Below are 17,202 nucleotides of genomic sequence, written 5' to 3' on the forward strand. Positions count from 1 at the left end.
CGGTTGGATCCGATGCTCTGGTAAAGAGACAGACAGAGAGACAAAGAGGCACGAAGATGGCGAAAGCAGCTACCCCCAAGGCCGCCGCGGCCGACAAGGCTCCCGAAGCGAAGAAGGCGACAAGCGCCAAGGCAGCGTTCAAGCCCTCCACCGCGATGGGCGCAAAGGGCGAGGCCGGCCGTGTCGCGCAGGTCATCGGCGCCGTGGTCGACGTGCATTTCGACGGCGACCTGCCGAAGATCCTGAACGCGCTGGAGACCATGAACGGCGACAACCGCCTCGTTCTCGAAGTCGCCCAGCACCTCGGCGAGAACACCGTTCGCTGCATCGCCATGGACATTTCCGAAGGTCTGGTTCGTGGCCAGGCGGTCTATGATACGGGGTCCCCGATCACGGTGCCGGTCGGCGACGAGACGCTCGGCCGCATCATGAACGTCATCGGCGAGGCGGTCGACGAGGCCGGCCCGGTCGTCACCAAGTCGCGCCGCGCCATCCACCAGGACGCGCCTCCCTATGTCGACCAGTCGACCGAGGCGCAGATTCTCGTAACCGGCATCAAGGTCGTCGACCTCTTGGCGCCCTACGCCCGCGGCGGCAAGATCGGACTGTTCGGCGGCGCCGGCGTCGGCAAGACCGTGCTGATCCAGGAACTGATCAACAACGTCGCCAAGGCGCATGGCGGCTATTCGGTGTTCGCCGGCGTTGGCGAGCGCACCCGCGAGGGCAACGACCTCTATCACGAGATGATCGAATCGGGCGTCAACAAGGACCCGCACGAGAACAACGGTTCGACCGAAGGCTCCAAATGCGCGCTGGTGTTCGGCCAGATGAACGAGCCGCCGGGAGCCCGCGCCCGCGTCGCCCTGTCCGGCCTCACCATCGCCGAGCATTTCCGCGACCAGGGCCAGGACGTGCTGTTCTTCGTCGACAACATCTTCCGCTTCACGCAGGCGGGTTCGGAAGTGTCGGCTCTGCTCGGCCGCATCCCGTCGGCGGTGGGCTATCAGCCGACGCTCGCCACCGACATGGGCCAGATGCAGGAACGCATCACCACCACCAACAAGGGTTCGATCACCTCGGTGCAGGCCATCTACGTGCCCGCCGACGACTTGACCGATCCGGCGCCGGCCACGTCCTTCGCGCACTTGGACGCGACGACCGTGCTCAACCGCGCCATCTCGGAAAAGGGTATCTACCCGGCGGTCGATCCGCTCGACTCGACCTCGCGCATGCTCGACCCGATGATCGTCGGCGAGGAGCACTACACGGTCGCCCGCAAGGTGCAGGAGACGCTGCAGCGCTACAAGTCGCTGCAGGATATCATCGCCATCCTGGGCATGGACGAGCTGTCGGAAGAGGACAAGGTGACCGTGGCACGTGCGCGCAAGATCGAGCGCTTCCTGTCGCAGCCCTTCTTCGTCGCCGAGGTGTTCACCGGCTCGCCGGGCCAGCTCGTGCCGCTCGAAGACACGATCAAGAGCTTCAAGGGCCTCGTCAATGGCGAGTACGATCACCTGCCGGAAGCCGCCTTCTACATGGTCGGCGGCATCGACATGGCGGTCGCCAAGGCGCAGAAGCTGGCCGCGGAAGCGGCGTAAAATGAGGGAGTAGGGAGTAGTGAGTAGTCAGTAGTGATATTGTGTGCCTGTTGAACGGGCCACTACTCACTACTCCCTACTCCCTACTCACTAAATTGCATGGCTGAAGCTTTCCAGTTCGAACTCGTCTCGCCTGAGCGCCTGCTCGTCTCGGAGCAGGTTGAGTTCGTCGTCATTCCAGGCGCGGAAGGCGAGATGACCGTCATGGCGAACCACGCGCCGGTGATGACCACGATCAAGCCGGGTGTCGTCACAGTGAAGACGGCCGCCGGCGCTACCGAGCGCTACTGCGTGTTCGGCGGTTTCGCCGACATCCTGCCCTCCGGCTGCACTCTGCTTGCCGAATCGGCGGTGGCGGTAAATTCCATCGACCGCGATAATCTCGCCAAACGTATCCAGGACGCGCGCGAGGATGTCGCCGACGCCAAGGACGACATGACCCGCACCAAGGCCGAGCAATATCTCAGCCACCTCACCACGCTGGAAGCCGCGCTTTAAGCCAAGCGCGGGCTGGACAGGTACCAATCAAGCGAGGCTCTGGCCTCGCTTTTTTGTTTGCGGAGCGTGGAGAGATGCATCCGCCAACCCATTGATTTCGTTTGATAGTGAAAAATAATAGGGCTTGTTTCTCCACGCCGGTCCGCCATAGGCGATACTTCGCTTGCTCCTCCTGCGGGAACGCCGGTCGCGACGGTGGTCAGGTGGGGAGGAGACGGCGCCTCCGGTGGTTGGCTAACGTGGCCGCTGCCCGGGGAGGTTCTGTCCAAGGGTTCCCCTGCCGCCACTACGCGCGGTGCGTGCTGGACGAGCACATAGGCGGGACCGGGGAAGGGCGTGGCTTTGCGGCCTGCCCGCGACGTGCCGGGCGCAAATGCCTGACCCCGTCAGAACCGGCCACGCGCAGCGGAACGGACGGAAACAGAAATCGCCGGCGGGGCGCGGGGTTCGCGCCACGTACTAAATATTTGAGAGGCTCGGCCCCGTGCCCCGCTTCCCGACTTCTCTTCCCGGCGGCGAAGAGCGTTTTTTGAGAAAGCCAGACTGCGAAAGCAGGGCGTGGCGGCGTTGAAGCGCGGCTTATCTGAACCGCCAGACCGTCGTGCGCTTGACCTCCGCATCCTCCAGCGCGCGGGTCACCGGCACCTGATATTCGGCCAGTTTGGTCAGCCGTTCGCGCGGCAGGTAGGAGCGGCCGGGGTCACCGACGAGGACGGTCGTGCCGGTTGCGGACAGTTGTGCGAACCACGGGATCAGCCGCTCGGCGAAGGCACGATCGTAGAACACGTCGCCGGCGAGCAGGACATCGAAGCCATTGTTTTCACCCACGAAATCCCGGCAATCGAATTCGAGCAAGACGCCGTTGGCATCGGCATTCAGCCTGACCGCCGCGCAGAACGGGTCTATGTCGGCGGCGAGCACATGCGCCGCGCCGGCCTTGGCCGCCGCGATGGCGACCAGCCCGGAGCCGGTGGCGAAGTCGAGCACCTTCCTGCCGCGCACGGTGTCGGGGTTGTCGAGTACATAGCGCGCCAGCCCTTGTCCGCCGGCCCAGGCGAAGGCCCAGAAGGGCGGCGGCAGGCCGATCCCGGCGAGTTCTTCCTCGGTGCGATGCCAGAGATCATGCGCCTCGTCGGCGAGGTAAAGCCCGATCTCCGGCACATGAGGCGGTGTCGAGAAAGCCGTGTTGGCGTGGATAAATTCCGCGAACCTTTCCGGCGTGCACTTCATCTGCGCCTGCAAAACCAGTCACTTGGCCGGATCGACCCCGCCCATGCGGCAGACTTCTGCCCACTCGGCCGGCGTTACCGGTTGAACGGACAGTCTTCCGAGGCGAACCAGCGCCATATCGGCAAGTTTCGGGTTGGCCTTGACCTGTTCGAGCGTCGGCGGGTTGGGCACATCCTTCACCGCACGGATATCGACGCATTCCCAGCGCGGGTCGTCGGTCGTGGTGTCGGGATGGGCAAGCTTGCAGACCTCGGCGATGCCGACGATGTCGAGGCCCTCGTTGGAATGGTAGAAGAAGCCGAGGTCGCCGATCGCCATCGCCTTCATGTTGTTGCGCGCGGCGTAGTTGCGCACGCCGTCCCACTGGGTGCCGGACTTGCCCTTCTTTTTCAGGTCGTCGAAGGAAAAGACCGACGGCTCGGACTTGAACAGCCAGTAGTTCATGGTTCCTCCTATGGATTCGACGGATTGGCCGGGTTGTTGAAGGTCCAGTTCCAGGCCTTGATCTCGACGCTCTCGAACAGGCCCGCCTTGGCATACGGATCCTGTGCGGCGATGCCCGCCGCCTCGGCCTTGTCGGTCGCCTCGATGACCACGAGGCTGCCGGTCGGCTTGCCGTCGTTGCCGAGGAACGGCCCGGCGATCTTCAGCGTGCCGGCTTCGTTCAGCTTCCGCAGGAACGCGACGTGGTCGGGGCGGTTGTCAAGCCGCACCTGCAGATGGTCGGGCTTGTCCTTGCACAGCAGGGCAAACAGCATGGTCCAGAACTCCTCTCTCGAAAGTCATTCGGCTTCGGCCCGCAGCGGCCGCGACATCAGCGCCGACACGGCCTCGTTGATGGTCAGGCGCCTGGCGAGTATTCCGGCGACCGCAGTGATGATCGGCGCTTTGATCTTGCGCTCGTGGGCGATTTTTGCCGCGATGCCCGCCGTCGCCACGCCTTCGGCGAGCGGCCGGCCCTGGAGGCTCTCGCCGCGTCCGAGCGCCAGCCCATAGGCGAAGTTGCGCGACTGGGCCGATGCGCAGGACAGCAGCAGGTCGCCGAGCCCCGACAGGCCCATGATGGTCTCGGGCTCGGCACCGAAAGCCTGGCCGATGCGCCGCAGTTCGACAAAGCCGCGCGTCACCATCGCGGCCTGCGCGCTCGCCCCCAGGCCGGCGCCGGTAACCGCTCCGGCGGCGATCGCAAAAACGTTCTTCAGGGCGCCGCCGATTTCCACGCCGATGAGGTCGCCGGTCGAATAGCAGCGGAAACGCTCGGTGGAAAAGGACTGCGCGAGCGATGCCGCCAGCGCTTCGTCCTGCGCGGCGATCACCACCGCCGTCGGCAGGCCCTTGGCGAGGTCGGCGGCAAAACTCGGACCGGAAAGTGCCGCGACGGGATTGCCCGGCAGGAACTCGGCGGCGACCTGCGACAAGAGCAGGCCCGTCTCGTGTTCGATGCCCTTGGCGCAGAGCACCAGCGGCACGCCCGCCGGCACATCGCTGCCGATTGTTTCCAGCACGGCGCGCAGCACCTGCGCCGGCGTCACCGCCAGCACGCAGTCGGCCCCCGAGAGAGCCGTGGCGCTGTCGGTCGTCGCCTCGATGCCGGCGTCGATCTTGACCCCCGGCAGATAACGCGGGTTCTCGCACCGCCCGATCGCCGCGACCATGTCGGCGTCGCGCGCCCACAGCCTGACGTCGTGGCCGGCCCGCCGCATCTGCATGGCAAGCGCCGTGCCCCAGGCGCCCCCGCCAAGCACTGCGACGGCAAAACTCACGCCTTGGCCCCCCGCCGGCCCGAGCCGACCACCGGCGCGGAAACCTCGTCGAGGGGCCAGCGCGAGCGCGGCACGAAGGCGAAGGCGTCGTCGTTGCCGAGCCGGGTATCGACAAGACCGGCCCGGATGCGCTCGATGCCGGCCCAGGCGATCATCGCCGCGTTGTCGGTGCACAGTTCGAGCGGCGGCGCGACGAACCGGAAGCCGTTCTGCGCGCATTGCGTTTCGAGCGCAGCGCGGATCTGCCTGTTGGCCGCGACGCCACCCGCAACCACCAGGGCCGGCGCGGCAATGCCGGGATATTCGGCGCGGAAGCGCGCGAGGCTGCGCCCGACGCGATCGGCCAGCGCATCCGACACCGCCGCCTGGAAAGAGGCGCAGATGTCGGCGACATCCCTGTCCGACAGCGGTGCTGCCGCCGTCGCGGCCTGTCGGACCGCCGTCTTCAGCCCGGCGAAGGAGAAATCGGGTTGGGCGGAACCTTTCATCGGCCGTGGAAAGGCGAAGCGTTTCGGATTGCCGTCCTTTGCCGCCCTCTCGACGTTTGGGCCGCCGGGATATGGAAGGCCGAGCATCTTGGCCGTCTTGTCGAAGGCTTCGCCCAGGGCATCGTCGATGGTGGTCGCCCAGCGCTGGTAGTCGCCGACGCCGCGCACCAGAACGATCTGCGTGTGGCCACCGGAGACGAGCAGCAGCAGATACGGGAATTCCAGACCGTCGGTAAGCCGAGCCGTCAGCGCGTGGCCCTCAAGATGGTTGATCGCAAGCAGCGGCCTGCCGGCGGCGCTGGCGACCGCCTTGGCGGTCATCAGCCCGACGATCAGCCCGCCGACAAGACCCGGCCCGGCAGTCGCCGCCACCGCGTCGATGTTCGCGAGGTCGGTTCCGGAATCGGCGAGCGCGGCCTCGATGATGCCGTCCAGCGCCTCGACATGGGCGCGCGCGGCGATCTCCGGCACGACGCCGCCGAAGGCGGCATGCTCCTCGATCTGGCTGAGCACGATGCTCGACAGGATTTTCGGCGCCGCGCCGGGGCGCAACTCGACCACGCTGGCGGCGGTTTCGTCGCAGCTTGTCTCGATGCCGAGAACGCGGATCATCTTGTCGCGCCGTTCCATCATTGCCGGCCTGGCGTGTCCTGGGATAGGAGGTTGCGGGCAAAACCCGATTTCGCCGGGGTTATCACGGACCGTGGCATGCAAACAACCGTGCTGAGGATTGGAACGCGCGGCAGCCCGCTGGCGCTCGCGCAGGCGCATGAAACGCGCGCAAGGCTGATGGCCGCGCACGGTCTGCCGGAGGACGCCTTTTCGGTCGAGGTGATCACGACCAGCGGCGACCGCATTCAGGATCGCCCACTGTCGGAAGCCGGTGGCAAGGGCCTGTTCACCAAGGAGATCGAGGAGGCTCTGCTCGCCGGCCGCATCGACATCGCCGTGCATTCCTCGAAGGACATGCCGACCGCGCTGCCGGGAGGCTTGGCGCTGTCGGCCTTCCTGCCGCGCGAGGATCCCCGCGACGCCTTCATCGGCAAGACCGCGAATTCCATCATGGAGCTGCCGCGGGGCGCGACCGTCGGCTCGTCGTCGCTGCGCCGACAGGCGCTGATCCTGCGCATGCGGCCGGACATCAAGGTCGCCAGCTTCCGCGGCAATGTGCAGACGAGATTGCGCAAGCTGCAAGAGGGCATCGCCGACGGCACGATCCTGGCGCTTGCCGGTCTGAAGCGGCTGGGGCTGCAGAGCATCGTCACCGACCTGATGCCGCTTGAAAAATTTCCGACTGCGCCAGGACAGGGCGCGATATGCATCGAGAGCCGCATCGGCGATGCCCGCGTCGAGGAAATGCTGGCCGCGATCAACCACGCTCCGACAGCGCAGGCGCTCGCCTGCGAGCGCGCTTTCCTCGCCGCGCTCGACGGCTCGTGCCGGACGCCGATCGCCGGCTATGCGGTCATCGACGGCGACCGGCTGGCGTTCAATGGGCTGGTGATCGCGCCGGACGGCAGGCGCGCCCACGGGGTGTCGTCGGAAGGCTCTGCCGTGGATGCCGCCGAACTCGGCCGTGCCGCCGGCGAAAAGCTGCGCCGCGACGCCGGCGCGCATTTTTTTGACGACTGGAGCTAGGCAGTCATGGCCGGCGCGCCGAAGCGGGTTCTGGTGACGCGGCCGGAGCCCGGCGCGTCCGAGACCGCGCGGCGCCTGGAGACGCTCGGCTTTGACGCGCACAAGCTGCCTCTGCACGAGATCCGGACTTTGCCGGTGGATGCCGGCGTTATACCGGATGACGTGGCGACGGTCGCAATCACCAGCGCCAACGCAATCCGCCATGCGCCGCAAGACGTGATCAACAGGCTGAAGCATCTGCCGTGCTTCGCAGTGGGCGCTTCGACCGCCCGGTCCGCGACCGATGCCGGGTTTTCGAATGTAATCGCCGGCGGCGGCGACGCCGAAGGCCTCGCGGAGACAATTGCCGGCCGGCGTCCCAGCCTGCCGCTCGCCTATCTTTGCGGGCGGGTCCGCCGGCCCGCCTTCGAAAAGCGGCTTGCCCATGAGGGCATCCCAATCCACGCCGTGGAAACCTATGATACGGTGGGCCTCAGCTACACGGCCGAGGAGGTCCTCAATCTCACGACACGGCATCCCATCGACTTCGCCCTGGTCTACTCCGCCAATGCGGCCGAGATCCTGGCTGCGACGATACGCCGGCCACAACTGGAGAACCTGTTCGAGAACACGCTTTTCGCCTGCATTTCCGACCGGGTGGCCCAGGCCCTTGGGGGCTGGCCGCGCGGCAGAATACGGATCGCGCGGGAACCTAGCGAAACGGCACTGCTTTATCTTCTCGGGCACACCGCAGATGGCGCGCCATAAGCCTGCCCCTTTTCTTAGGGCATCGGTATGATAGTGATCGGCACCCCTTCACCTTGCCGGACGTTCAGACACTCGCGGAGGCCGTAATGGTCAAGACACCCAGGACACGGCACTCGACGGCGCAGCGCGAGCCGGTAACCATCGAGCTTGGGCCGGATGAGGTTTCGCGCCTTGCGGCGGAAGACAAGGCGGCGACCGCCGAGCATGGCGCCGACCCTGCGAAGCAGGACATCGGCGCACCGGAAGCGGTTGCCGAATCGCCTTTCGAAGCAACCAGCGGCGAACCGCCCCAAGAAACAACTGACGGCGAACCGGCGGCCGAACAATCTTCCGAAACCGCACCGGAACCGGCCAGCGCATTCGCGGATGAAACGAAGCCGGACGCGAGCCGGGCGGTTCCCGACGAGCCAGCGGAAGGGCCGCGGCCGTCGGCTGCCCAGTCTGAACCGCGAACCGCGCCTCCGCCTGCCCGTTCATCGCGGGGCTCTGCCGTTACGGCTGGAGTGGCCGGCGGCATCGTGGCGTTGCTCGCGGGCGGGCTGCTGCAATTCGCCGGCATTCTCGGAACGCCCGGCTCAACCTCCGGTTCGGCGGAACCGTCGGTCCCCGCAGCCGTCGAGGCAGAAATCGCAGCTCTCAAATCCGAGATCGAGGGGCTGAAAAGTGGCGCGGGCAATACGGGCGACATGACAGGCAGGGTCGACGCTCTTTCCCAGGCGTTCGATCAGGTGAAAGCCGACGTCGCCGCGCTGAAGCAGGCGGTGGTATCGGGTGGCGGCGACAGCGCCGGGCTCGGGGCGCTCAACGCCAAGATCGCCGAGATCGAAACCAGGATCGCGGCAATCGGGCCCGGCGCAGATGGCGCCATTCCCGAGGAGATTGCCGCAATCAACGAGAAGATCGCCGGCGTCGAAGTGCTGGTGAAGGCCGCCGGCGAGGCGGCTTCCGTCGTCGACGGCCGTCTCGGCGCGCTGGAACAGAGCGTGTCGACTCTGGCGACGAAGGTCGATTCGCAGGCCGCGCAGCCGAAGATCGCTCTGGCGATCGCGGCCTCCGCTCTCAAAGCGGCGATCGAGCGCGGCGCGCCGTTCCTGCCCGAGATCGAAACGTTCGCGGCCATCGCACCGCGGGCGCCGGGCCTCTCAGAGCTTCGTCCCTATGCGGAAAAGGGTGTCGCGACCCGCGCCGACATTCTCGCCGAGACCGATGCGGCCGCCAACGCCATCATCGCTGCGGCGAGCCCGCCGCCTGCAAACGCCGGCTTTTTCGAGCGGCTGCTGTCCAGCGCCGAATCGTTGGTAACGGTGCGTCCGATCGGCGCCGTTGAGGGGCCGGGCGTGCCGGAAACGGTGGCGCGCATGGAAGTGGCGCTGCAGGCCGGCGACCTCGCCAAGGCGGTCGCCGAGTTCGATACGCTGCCCGAGCCGGCAAAGGCCGCGGGTGCTATCTTCGCCGACAAGATCAGGGCGCGGCTCACCGTTGAGCAGCTCGCCGATCAGGCCATCGCCGCCGCCATGCAGGCGGCGTAAGGAAGGACCATGATCCGCATCCTCTTCTTCCTAATCGTCGTCTTCGCGCTCGGGCTGGGCTTCGCCTGGCTCGCCGACCGGCCGGGCGACATGGTGGTCACCTTCGGCGGCTACCAGTATCAGGTCAGCCTGATGGTGGCGGCGGTCGCGATCACCGCGGTCGTTGCCGCCGTGATGATATCCTGGTGGCTGGTCAAGTCGATCTGGAACAGCCCCTATACGATCGCTCGCTATTTCCGCGTGCGCCAGCGCGACCGCGGCTATCAGGCGCTGTCGACCGGCATGATCGCCGCCGGGGCGGGCGACGCCGCACTTGCCCGCAAGATGAACAAGCAGGCGGCAAAGCTGATCCGGTCCGACACCGAGCCGTTGATCCATCTGCTCGATGCCCAGGCTTCGCTGCTCGAAGGCGATCACGATACGGCGCGCGAGAAATTCGAGCGCATGCTCGACGATCCGGAGATGCGGCTGCTCGGCCTGCGCGGACTCTATCTGGAAGCCCAGCGCCTGGGTGACCTTTCGGCTGCAAGGCACTATGCCGGCCGTGCGGCCGACGTCGCGCCGCAGCTCGGCTGGGCGATCGATTCAACGCTGGAGGAAAAGACCGCAGGCGGCGACTGGGACGGCGCCCTGAAGCTCGTCGATGCGCAGAAATCGACGCGCCAGGTCGATCGCGACGTGATCAACCGCCGCCGCGCGGTGCTGCTCACCGCCAAGGCGCAGGACCTGCTGGACACCGATCTCACGGCCGCAAAGGCAGCCGCGGTCGAGGCCAACCGGCTGGCGCCGGATTTTCCGCCCGCAGCCGTGATCGCCGCCAAGGCGCTGTTCCGGCAGAACGATATCCGCAAGGGGGCGAAGATCCTCGAAGCCGCCTGGAAGGCCGAACCGCATCCTGATGTCGCCGATCTCTATATCCATGCCCGGCCGGGCGATGCGGTGCTCGACCGGCTGTCGCGGGCGCAGAAATTGCAGTCGCTGAGGACGAACAATGTGGAATCGTCGCTGGCGGTTGCCCGCGCGGCTCTCGACGCGCAAGACTTCAAGCTCGCGCGCGAGGCGGCCGAGGCGGCGATCCGCATGCAGCCGCGCGAGGGGGCCTATCTTCTGCTGGCGGATATCGAGGAGGCGGAAACAGGCGACCAGGGCCGGGTCAGGCAGTTTCTGGCCAGGGCCGTGCGGGCGCCGCGCGATCCGGCGTGGGTGGCCGACGGCTATGTGTCGGAGCATTGGGCGCCCGTCTCTCCGGCAACCGGCAAGCTCGATGCGTTCGAATGGCGCGTGCCGATGGAGCGCCTCGGCCAGCTGATCGAACAGGCCGACATCGAACCTGCCCACCCATCCCTGGCGCTGCCGCTCCGGGCGGAGCCTGCGGCAGTCGATGCATCGACGGCACTGATCCAAGCCGATGAGGCGGTTGGCGGACCGCTTGAGATCGTCGAGGCCGTTATCGTGGATGATGGTACGAAGGCCGAAGCGGCCGGGAAGACCGCCGAGAACGCCTCCGGGGAGCCGGACGTCGCGGAGCCTGCACGCTTGCCGGACGATCCGGGCGTCGATCCATCGCAAGAAGACAGATCGGAACGGCGGTTCCGCCTCTTCTGAGCGGCGCGTCGCATCGTGATTGGAGCAAGATGTTCGATCGGATACTCGCCTTTCTGAAGGAACTGCCGGCCGGCGCGGCGGACGGGGATGCGACGCGCGGAACGGACGATCCACGCGTCGCGGCGGCGGCGCTGATGTACCACGTCATGGATGCCGACGGCGTGCGCCATGACGCCGAATGGGAGCGCATGAAGAAAATACTCGCCGAGGCGTACGATATTGACGGCGAGGAACTGGACAAGCTCGTTGCCGCCGGCGGCGAGGCGGACGAGGACGCGATCGATCTTTATGCCTTCACCAGTGTGCTCAAGCGCGATCTCGACGAGCAGGCGCGGATCGAGTTCATCGGGCTGATGTGGGAGATCGTCTTTGCCGACGGCGAGTTGCACGAACTCGAGGATCACACGCTGTGGCGCATCGCCGAGCTGATCGGGGTCGACCGGCGCGATCGCATCCTGCAACGCAAGAAGGCAGAGGCAGAGGCGCCGGACGCCACAGGAAAATCCACGGAAGACTGATGCCGCGACTGGAACGGCCGAGGGAAAAAGTGCTGGTCGTGCTGCACCAGGAGCGGTCGAGCGCCGGGCGCGTCGGCCACCAGCTGATCGAGGCGGGCTTCGACCTGGATATCAGGCGGCCGCCTCTGGGCGACGAACTGCCCGAGACGCTCGAACGGCATGCCGGCGCCGTCGTTTTCGGAGGCCCGATGAGCGCCAACGACCAGGAAGAGTTCGTTCGCCGCGAGACCGAGTGGTTGAAAGTGCCGCTCAGGGAAAACCGGCCGTTTCTCGGCATCTGCCTCGGCGCGCAGATGCTGGTCAATCATCTCGGCGGCAGGGTCGAGGGCCATGGCGACGGGCTGGTCGAGATCGGCTGGTATCCGTTGAAGGCGACGGAGGACGGCGAGGCCCTCATGCAGTGGCCGGAGATGGTCTACCAGTTCCACCGCGAGGGATTTTCGCTTCCTGATGGCGCGACCCTGCTTGCAACCGCCGAGACCTATCCCAACCAGGCTTTCCGCTACGGCGAGAACGCCTGGGGCATCCAGTTCCACGCCGAGCTGACGCAACTGATGATGCACCGCTGGGTCGTGCACGGGGCGCACCGCTTCGAGCTGCCGGGCGCGCAGCCAGGCCGGGATCATCTCGGCGGCCGGCTGATCTGGGACATGCACCTCAAGCGCTGGCTGCACGAATTTTTGGCGACGATCTTCGGCCGGCCGGCGGACGCCAGGACGAGATAGGGCTACTCGCGCCCTTGCAGGTGGCGGATGCGCCTGAGCTGGGGGAAGAGCACCGCCCAAAGACCGGCGACAGCCACCGCACCGACGCCGCCGAACACGACCGCCGGCACCGTGCCGATCAGCGCCGCCATGGTGCCGGCGCGGAACTCGCCGAGCTCGTTCGACGCGCCGACGAAGACCATGTTGACGGCGTTGACGCGGCCGCGCACCTCGTCCGGCGTCCAGAGCTGGATCAGCGTCTCGCGGACGTAGACGCTGATCATGTCCGTCGCGCCGAGCATGGCGAGCGCAAGGATCGAAAGCCACGGCACGGTCGAGACGCCGAAGACGACGGTGAAGACGCCGAACAGCGCGACGAAGGCGAACATGACGATGCCGGCGTGGTCGCGGATCGGATGTCCGGTGAGCCAGACGGCGACGGCGAGCGCGCCGATGCCGGGAGCTGCGCGCAACAGCCCAAGGCCCCAGGGGCCGAGCTCGAGAATGTCGCGGGCATAGACCGGCAGCAGCGCCACAGCGCCCGACAGGAGCACGGCGAATAGATCGAGCGAGATCGCGCCGAGCACGACCCTCTCGCGCCAGATATAGCGAAATCCGGCAAACAGCGTTTCAAGGTTCGGCTTGTCGGTCGCATCGCGCCGCGCGGGCCTGGGAATCGAGAAGGCCAGCAGCGTGGCGGCAGTCATCAAGACGGCCGCAATGCCGTAGGCCGCTTCCGCCGACAGCCCGTAGAGCAAGCCGCCGGCCACCGGCCCGACGATGGTCGCCGTCTGCCAGGCCGAGGAGTTCCACGCCACGGCGTTGGCGAAATCCTCCTTCGGCACGAGGTTGGCGACGAGCGACGCGGCCGCCGGCCCAAGGAAGGCGCGCGCGACGCCGAAGACGGCGAGCACGGCGAAGATCGGCCCGACGCCGGTCAGTCCGCGCAGCGTAAAGAGCAGCAGCGCCAGAGCGCACAGCGCCTCGACGCCCGTGGAGAGTCCCATGATGAGGCGGCGGCCGAACCTGTCCGAAGCGGCGCCGGTGACCAGCACCAGCAGCAGCGACGGCAGGAACTGGATGATGCCGACCAGGCCGAGGTCGAAGGGATCGCGCGTCAGATCATAGACCTGCCAGCCGACGGCGACCGAGACGATCTGGGTCGCGAGTGTGGCGAGGAAACGCGCCGCCCAGAAGCGCATGAACGCGCCATACCGGAAAGCGGCGTAACGTCGATCGGTTGTGGTTGCTGCGTCTGGAGTCATGCTGCGGGCGGTCGTTCAGCGGGTCATGCTGAAGCTGCCCGATGGCGGGCTACATAGCTTAGCCAGGGCGGTTTGGCTCGCGGTTTTCGTAACGTTGCGAAATTTCGAATAAGGGTGTTGCCGAGAAGTTCACTCCGCCGCCTCGTTGAGCGGGATCAGCCTTCTGCCTACCTGCTGCAAGTGAAGCCGCATGGCGGCCGCGGCGCCGCCGAGATCGCGGTCGGCGATTGCCGACACGATCCGCTCGTGATCGGCAAAGCTGTGGTGGTCGGCCGGCGGGCGGGCGCTGTCGGAGCGCAGCCGCCCCCAGACAACGGTGCGGCGCACGGCGTTCAGCACGTCGAACAGTCCGAGCAGAACATTGTTGCGGCTTGCTTGAGCGATCTGCCGGTGCAGCAGATTGTCGATGTTCTCATATTGACGCCAGGTCGCGGCCTCACGGGTCTGGGCGAGCGATTGGCGCATCGCGGCGATGTCGGCGATGGTGGCGTGAAGGGCGGCCTCGCGCGCGATCTCGGGCTCGATGATCAGGCGGGCGCGCATAACGTCGGCGGGATTCGAGCTGCCGGCGATCTCCGAAATCCCGATCGTCTCCTCCACCGGTCCGCTGCCGACGAAAGTTCCCTTGCCGACATGGCGCCAGATATGGCCGTCCCGTTCGAGCACGTCGAGCGCCTTGCGCAGGTCGCCGCGCGACACGCCGAGCGTGTCGCAAAGCTCGCGCTCGGGCGGCAGTCGGCCGTCGCTCGGCAAGTCTATCTGAGCCAGATAGGCCTGGAGTTGCACGAGCGCCGCGTGACCGCCGTTGCCGATCTTGTCCATTGGTTCAACCAATCGAGAATCCTCGCCTGAATCGCGTACTAGAACGAATCCGCGGACGCGGTCAATCGTGCTGCGGTACACGTGGCAGATGATAAACCGCTTGACCAATACGCCAATTCTGCTTAACCAATCAACATATTGGTTACAAGAAAAACGGGAGGAAGCAACATGACCAGCCTTTCAAGACGCAGCATACTGGCAACCGCTTTCGCGGCCTTCATGGGTGCTGCGGTGGCCGTGCCGGCCGCCAATGCCGGAGACATGCGGATCGCTTTCGGCGACTTGCCCGGCATCGAATCCATCCAGACGCTGGCGGCGATCGAGCGCGCCAAGGAGCGCGGTGTCAATGTCGAACTCATCATCCTGAACGACGAGGATCTGGCCGCGCAGGCGATCGTCGGCGGCCAGGCCGATGTCGGCATCGGCGCGCCCTACACGCTGATCCAGAAGGTCGGGGTGCCGATCCGCATCTTCGCGCAAATCTCGACGCTGCGTTTCTTCCCGGTCGTCAACGCCGAACTCTACAAGACCTGGAAGGACCTCGACGGGCAGGACATCGCCGTCCAAGGGCGGGGCTCGGGCACCGAGGCGGTGATGCTGCTGATGGCCAAGAACCACGGCATTGCCTACGGCACGGTCAGTTATGTCCCGGGTTCGGAGGTGCGCCGCAACGCGCTGATCCAGGGCACGCTCAAGGCGTCGATCGTCGACGCCGCCAACCGCCGAGCCCTCGAGGCCGAGGCGCCGGGCAAGTTCATCGTGCTGCCGGTCGAGAATCTCAGCGCGACCGACGAGGCCTTGTTCGCGACCGCCGATTATCTCAAGAACAACGCAGCCGACGTCGACATCCTCGTCGAGGAGCTGATGAACACCGGACGCGAAATCACGGCGAACCCGGCCGTCGCGGTGGAACTGCGCAACAAATACAAGCTGCTGCCCGACCTGGGCGCCGAAGCCGATGCGGAAATCGCAGAATATTACAAGGAGACAGCCGAGGCCGGCGCGCTCGCGCTCAACGGTGGTGGCGCGGATGCGGCCGCGGACGACTTCGCCTTCTTCAGCCTCGCCGGCCAGATCGAGGGCGATGTCGCAACGCTGAAGGTCGAGGACTTCTGGGACGTTTCGGCGCTCGACCGCGCGACCGCTAAGCTGGGTAAAAAGTAAGAATGGCCAGCGTGCGAACAGAGGGCGAGGCCATCGGCCTCGCCTCCCTTTCCGGCGAGACGAGAAGCTGGCAGGAGCAGACGGTCCTGTTGCGCATTGCTTCGGTCGTGCTGTTTGCCGCGATCTGGCAGATCGCCGGCATGATCCCGGTCAGCTTCGCCTTTCCGACCTTTTCCGACACAGCTGTCGCCTTCGTCGGAATGATCGCCGACGGCAGCCTGCCGAAAGCCTATCTTTCCACTCTGCAGCCGCTGATACTCGGCGTTGTCCTCTCCGCATTCCTCGGCGTCGGCCTCGGCACGCTCTGCGGCCTGTGGCGCACCGGCGAGTGGCTGTTCATCCCGGTGTTCATCGTGCTGCAGGCGGCGCCGGTTGCCGCGTTCATTCCGATGGTCACCTTCATCTACGGCATCGGCATGACCGCCAAGACGCTGGCCGTCATGATCCTGGCTTTGCCGGTCATCGTGCTCAACACCTACAAGGCCGTGCGCAACGTCAATTTCTCGCTGATCGCCATGTGCCAGTCCTTCCTCGGCACACGCTGGCAGATCGTCTCCAAGATCATCCTGCCCGACGCCAGCCCCGTCATCTTCGCCGGTTTGCGCCTCGGCGTCGCGGCCGGTTTCGTCGGGGTGGTGCTGGCAGAGCTGCTGATCACGCCGACCGGTATCGGTGACCTCATCACTTTCAATCGCTCGCGCGCCAACTATGCCGAAATGTATGCAACCATCGCCTCGATCATCGCTCTTTCGACGCTCACGCTCATCGCGTTGCAGTGGATCGAAACGCGTGTCTTCAGGCCTGAAAAGAGAGGCGGCTGACGATGCGCAGCGCAACTGTGAGAAAAGGCCCAACGCCGATGCCCGAGCCGGTCGACGCCATCGTTGAGGTGCGCGGTATCTCCAAAACCTACGGCAATGTCGAGGCGCTGCGCGGCATCGACCTCGACTTCCCGCGCGGCAAGCTGACCAGCCTGCTCGGGCCGAGCGGCTGCGGAAAGACGACGCTGCTCAAGATCATAGCAGGCCTGATCGAAGCCGACGCGGGGACGGTGTCCGTGAACGGACGGACTGTGAGCAAGCCCGGTCCCGAGCGCGCTTTCGTCTTCCAGGATTTTGCGCTGCTGCCCTGGGCGACCGTTCTGCGCAATGTCGCCTTCGGGCTGGAACTGCGCGGCAAGCCGGTCGCCGAGCGCGAGAAGGTTGCTAGGCACTACATCGGCGAGGTCGGTCTATCAGGCTTCGAGGACAAGTACCCGCACGAGCTTTCGGGTGGCATGCGCCAGCGCGTCGGTCTCGCCCGCGCGCTTTCCGTCGACGCCGACGTGCTGCTGCTCGACGAGCCTTTCTCGGCGGTCGACGAGCAGAACCGGCGCAAGTTCCAGGAGGATCTGATCAGGCTTCGGACCAACCAGAACAAGACCTTCATCTTCGTGACGCATTCGATCGAGGAGGCGGTCTACATTTCCGACCGCATCGTGCTCTTGTCGCCTCGGCCGGGCCGCATCTCGCAGATCATCGAGCCTGACATCGACCGCTCGGTCGATCCCGACCGCATCCATCGCGACAAGCACTATCTCGATACGGTCGAGGAGATCTGGCAAGGGCTGAAGCAATATGTCGAGTGAGATGCC

18 protein-coding genes are annotated in these 17,202 nt (G+C 66.0%); 11 read left to right on the forward strand and 7 right to left on the reverse strand.

Annotated features, from left to right (window positions below; translation table 11 throughout):
- Window positions 1–56: 56 nt before the first annotated feature.
- Together atpD and ABLE71_RS09690 are read left to right on the forward strand one after the other, a co-directional pair.
- Window positions 57–1,598, forward strand: a complete 1,542-nt coding sequence (gene atpD, locus ABLE71_RS09685; protein WP_348783128.1) for a F0F1 ATP synthase subunit beta — start codon at window positions 57–59, stop codon at window positions 1,596–1,598.
- Between the two features lie 99 nt (window positions 1,599–1,697).
- The gene (locus tag ABLE71_RS09690) at window positions 1,698–2,096 is read left to right on the forward strand and encodes a F0F1 ATP synthase subunit epsilon (protein ID WP_348783129.1); all 399 of its coding nucleotides are present in this window, start codon (window positions 1,698–1,700) and stop codon (window positions 2,094–2,096) included.
- A gap of 579 nt (window positions 2,097–2,675) precedes the next feature.
- Here ABLE71_RS09690 and ABLE71_RS09695 read toward each other — a convergent pair.
- From ABLE71_RS09695 to tsaD, 5 genes are read right to left on the reverse strand one after another with little or no spacing between them, the layout of a single operon-like run.
- Complete coding sequence (locus ABLE71_RS09695) at window positions 2,676–3,326, reverse strand: methyltransferase (RefSeq protein ID WP_348783130.1); 651 nt, start codon at window positions 3,324–3,326, stop codon at window positions 2,676–2,678.
- An 18-nt stretch (window positions 3,327–3,344) separates the two neighbouring features.
- Window positions 3,345–3,770 carry an EVE domain-containing protein gene (locus ABLE71_RS09700; protein ID WP_348783131.1) on the reverse strand — a complete coding sequence of 142 codons (426 nt, stop codon included), beginning with the start codon at window positions 3,768–3,770 and terminating at the stop codon, window positions 3,345–3,347.
- 8 nt (window positions 3,771–3,778) lie between these two features.
- Complete coding sequence (locus tag ABLE71_RS09705) at window positions 3,779–4,084, reverse strand: YciI-like protein (protein WP_348783132.1); 306 nt, start codon at window positions 4,082–4,084, stop codon at window positions 3,779–3,781.
- Between the two features lie 24 nt (window positions 4,085–4,108).
- Window positions 4,109–5,089, reverse strand: a complete 981-nt coding sequence (locus tag ABLE71_RS09710) for an NAD(P)H-dependent glycerol-3-phosphate dehydrogenase (protein ID WP_348783133.1) — start codon at window positions 5,087–5,089, stop codon at window positions 4,109–4,111.
- Window positions 5,086–6,186, reverse strand: a complete 1,101-nt coding sequence (gene tsaD, locus ABLE71_RS09715; protein WP_348783709.1) for a tRNA (adenosine(37)-N6)-threonylcarbamoyltransferase complex transferase subunit TsaD — start codon at window positions 6,184–6,186, stop codon at window positions 5,086–5,088. Before tsaD ends, ABLE71_RS09710 begins: the two co-directional genes overlap by 4 nt.
- 99 nt (window positions 6,187–6,285) lie before the next feature.
- Here tsaD and hemC point away from each other — a divergent pair, with 99 nt between their 5' ends.
- The 6 genes from hemC (at window position 6,286) to ABLE71_RS09745 (ending at window position 12,339) form a co-directional block, all read left to right on the forward strand.
- Window positions 6,286–7,215, forward strand: coding sequence for a hydroxymethylbilane synthase (gene hemC, locus ABLE71_RS09720; RefSeq protein ID WP_348783134.1), 930 nt, complete (start codon window positions 6,286–6,288; stop codon window positions 7,213–7,215).
- 6 nt (window positions 7,216–7,221) lie between these two features.
- Window positions 7,222–7,962, forward strand: coding sequence for a uroporphyrinogen-III synthase (locus tag ABLE71_RS09725; RefSeq protein WP_348783135.1), 741 nt, complete (start codon window positions 7,222–7,224; stop codon window positions 7,960–7,962).
- Window positions 7,963–8,048: 86 nt separating this feature from the next.
- Window positions 8,049–9,491: a phage tail protein gene (locus tag ABLE71_RS09730; protein ID WP_348783136.1), complete on the forward strand. Its 1,443-nt coding sequence runs from the start codon at window positions 8,049–8,051 to the stop codon at window positions 9,489–9,491.
- Between the two features lie 9 nt (window positions 9,492–9,500).
- Window positions 9,501–11,096: a heme biosynthesis protein HemY gene (locus ABLE71_RS09735; RefSeq protein WP_348783137.1), complete on the forward strand. Its 1,596-nt coding sequence runs from the start codon at window positions 9,501–9,503 to the stop codon at window positions 11,094–11,096.
- A 29-nt stretch (window positions 11,097–11,125) separates the two neighbouring features.
- The gene (locus tag ABLE71_RS09740) at window positions 11,126–11,614 is read left to right on the forward strand and encodes a TerB family tellurite resistance protein (protein WP_348783138.1); all 489 of its coding nucleotides are present in this window, start codon (window positions 11,126–11,128) and stop codon (window positions 11,612–11,614) included.
- Window positions 11,614–12,339, forward strand: coding sequence for a glutamine amidotransferase (locus tag ABLE71_RS09745; RefSeq protein WP_348783139.1), 726 nt, complete (start codon window positions 11,614–11,616; stop codon window positions 12,337–12,339). The genes ABLE71_RS09740 and ABLE71_RS09745 overlap by 1 nt, the downstream gene beginning before the upstream one ends.
- A gap of 2 nt (window positions 12,340–12,341) precedes the next feature.
- Here ABLE71_RS09745 and ABLE71_RS09750 read toward each other — a convergent pair whose 3' ends face one another.
- Window positions 12,342–13,583 (reverse strand): MFS transporter, encoded by a 1,242-nt coding sequence (locus ABLE71_RS09750; RefSeq protein ID WP_348783140.1) that lies wholly within the window; start codon window positions 13,581–13,583, stop codon window positions 12,342–12,344.
- A 129-nt stretch (window positions 13,584–13,712) separates the two neighbouring features.
- Window positions 13,713–14,405, reverse strand: a complete 693-nt coding sequence (locus tag ABLE71_RS09755; protein WP_348783141.1) for an FCD domain-containing protein — start codon at window positions 14,403–14,405, stop codon at window positions 13,713–13,715.
- A 168-nt stretch (window positions 14,406–14,573) separates the two neighbouring features.
- Between ABLE71_RS09755 and ABLE71_RS09760 the strand changes: the two genes are divergently transcribed.
- The 3 genes from ABLE71_RS09760 to ABLE71_RS09770 are packed head-to-tail and all read left to right on the forward strand — an operon-like array spanning window position 14,574 to window position 17,196.
- Entirely contained in the window at window positions 14,574–15,569 is a 996-nt protein-coding gene (locus tag ABLE71_RS09760; protein WP_348783142.1) for an ABC transporter substrate-binding protein, read from the forward strand.
- 2 nt (window positions 15,570–15,571) lie between these two features.
- Window positions 15,572–16,390 (forward strand): ABC transporter permease, encoded by an 819-nt coding sequence (locus ABLE71_RS09765; protein WP_348783143.1) that lies wholly within the window; start codon window positions 15,572–15,574, stop codon window positions 16,388–16,390.
- A gap of 2 nt (window positions 16,391–16,392) precedes the next feature.
- On the forward strand, window positions 16,393–17,196 hold the full coding sequence (locus ABLE71_RS09770) for an ABC transporter ATP-binding protein (RefSeq protein WP_348783144.1): 804 nt from the start codon (window positions 16,393–16,395) through the stop codon (window positions 17,194–17,196).
- The last annotated feature ends 6 nt before the right edge of the window (window positions 17,197–17,202 follow it).

Source organism: Mesorhizobium sp. KR9-304, from assembly GCF_040049215.1.
Taxonomy (GTDB): domain Bacteria; phylum Pseudomonadota; class Alphaproteobacteria; order Rhizobiales; family Rhizobiaceae; genus Mesorhizobium_K.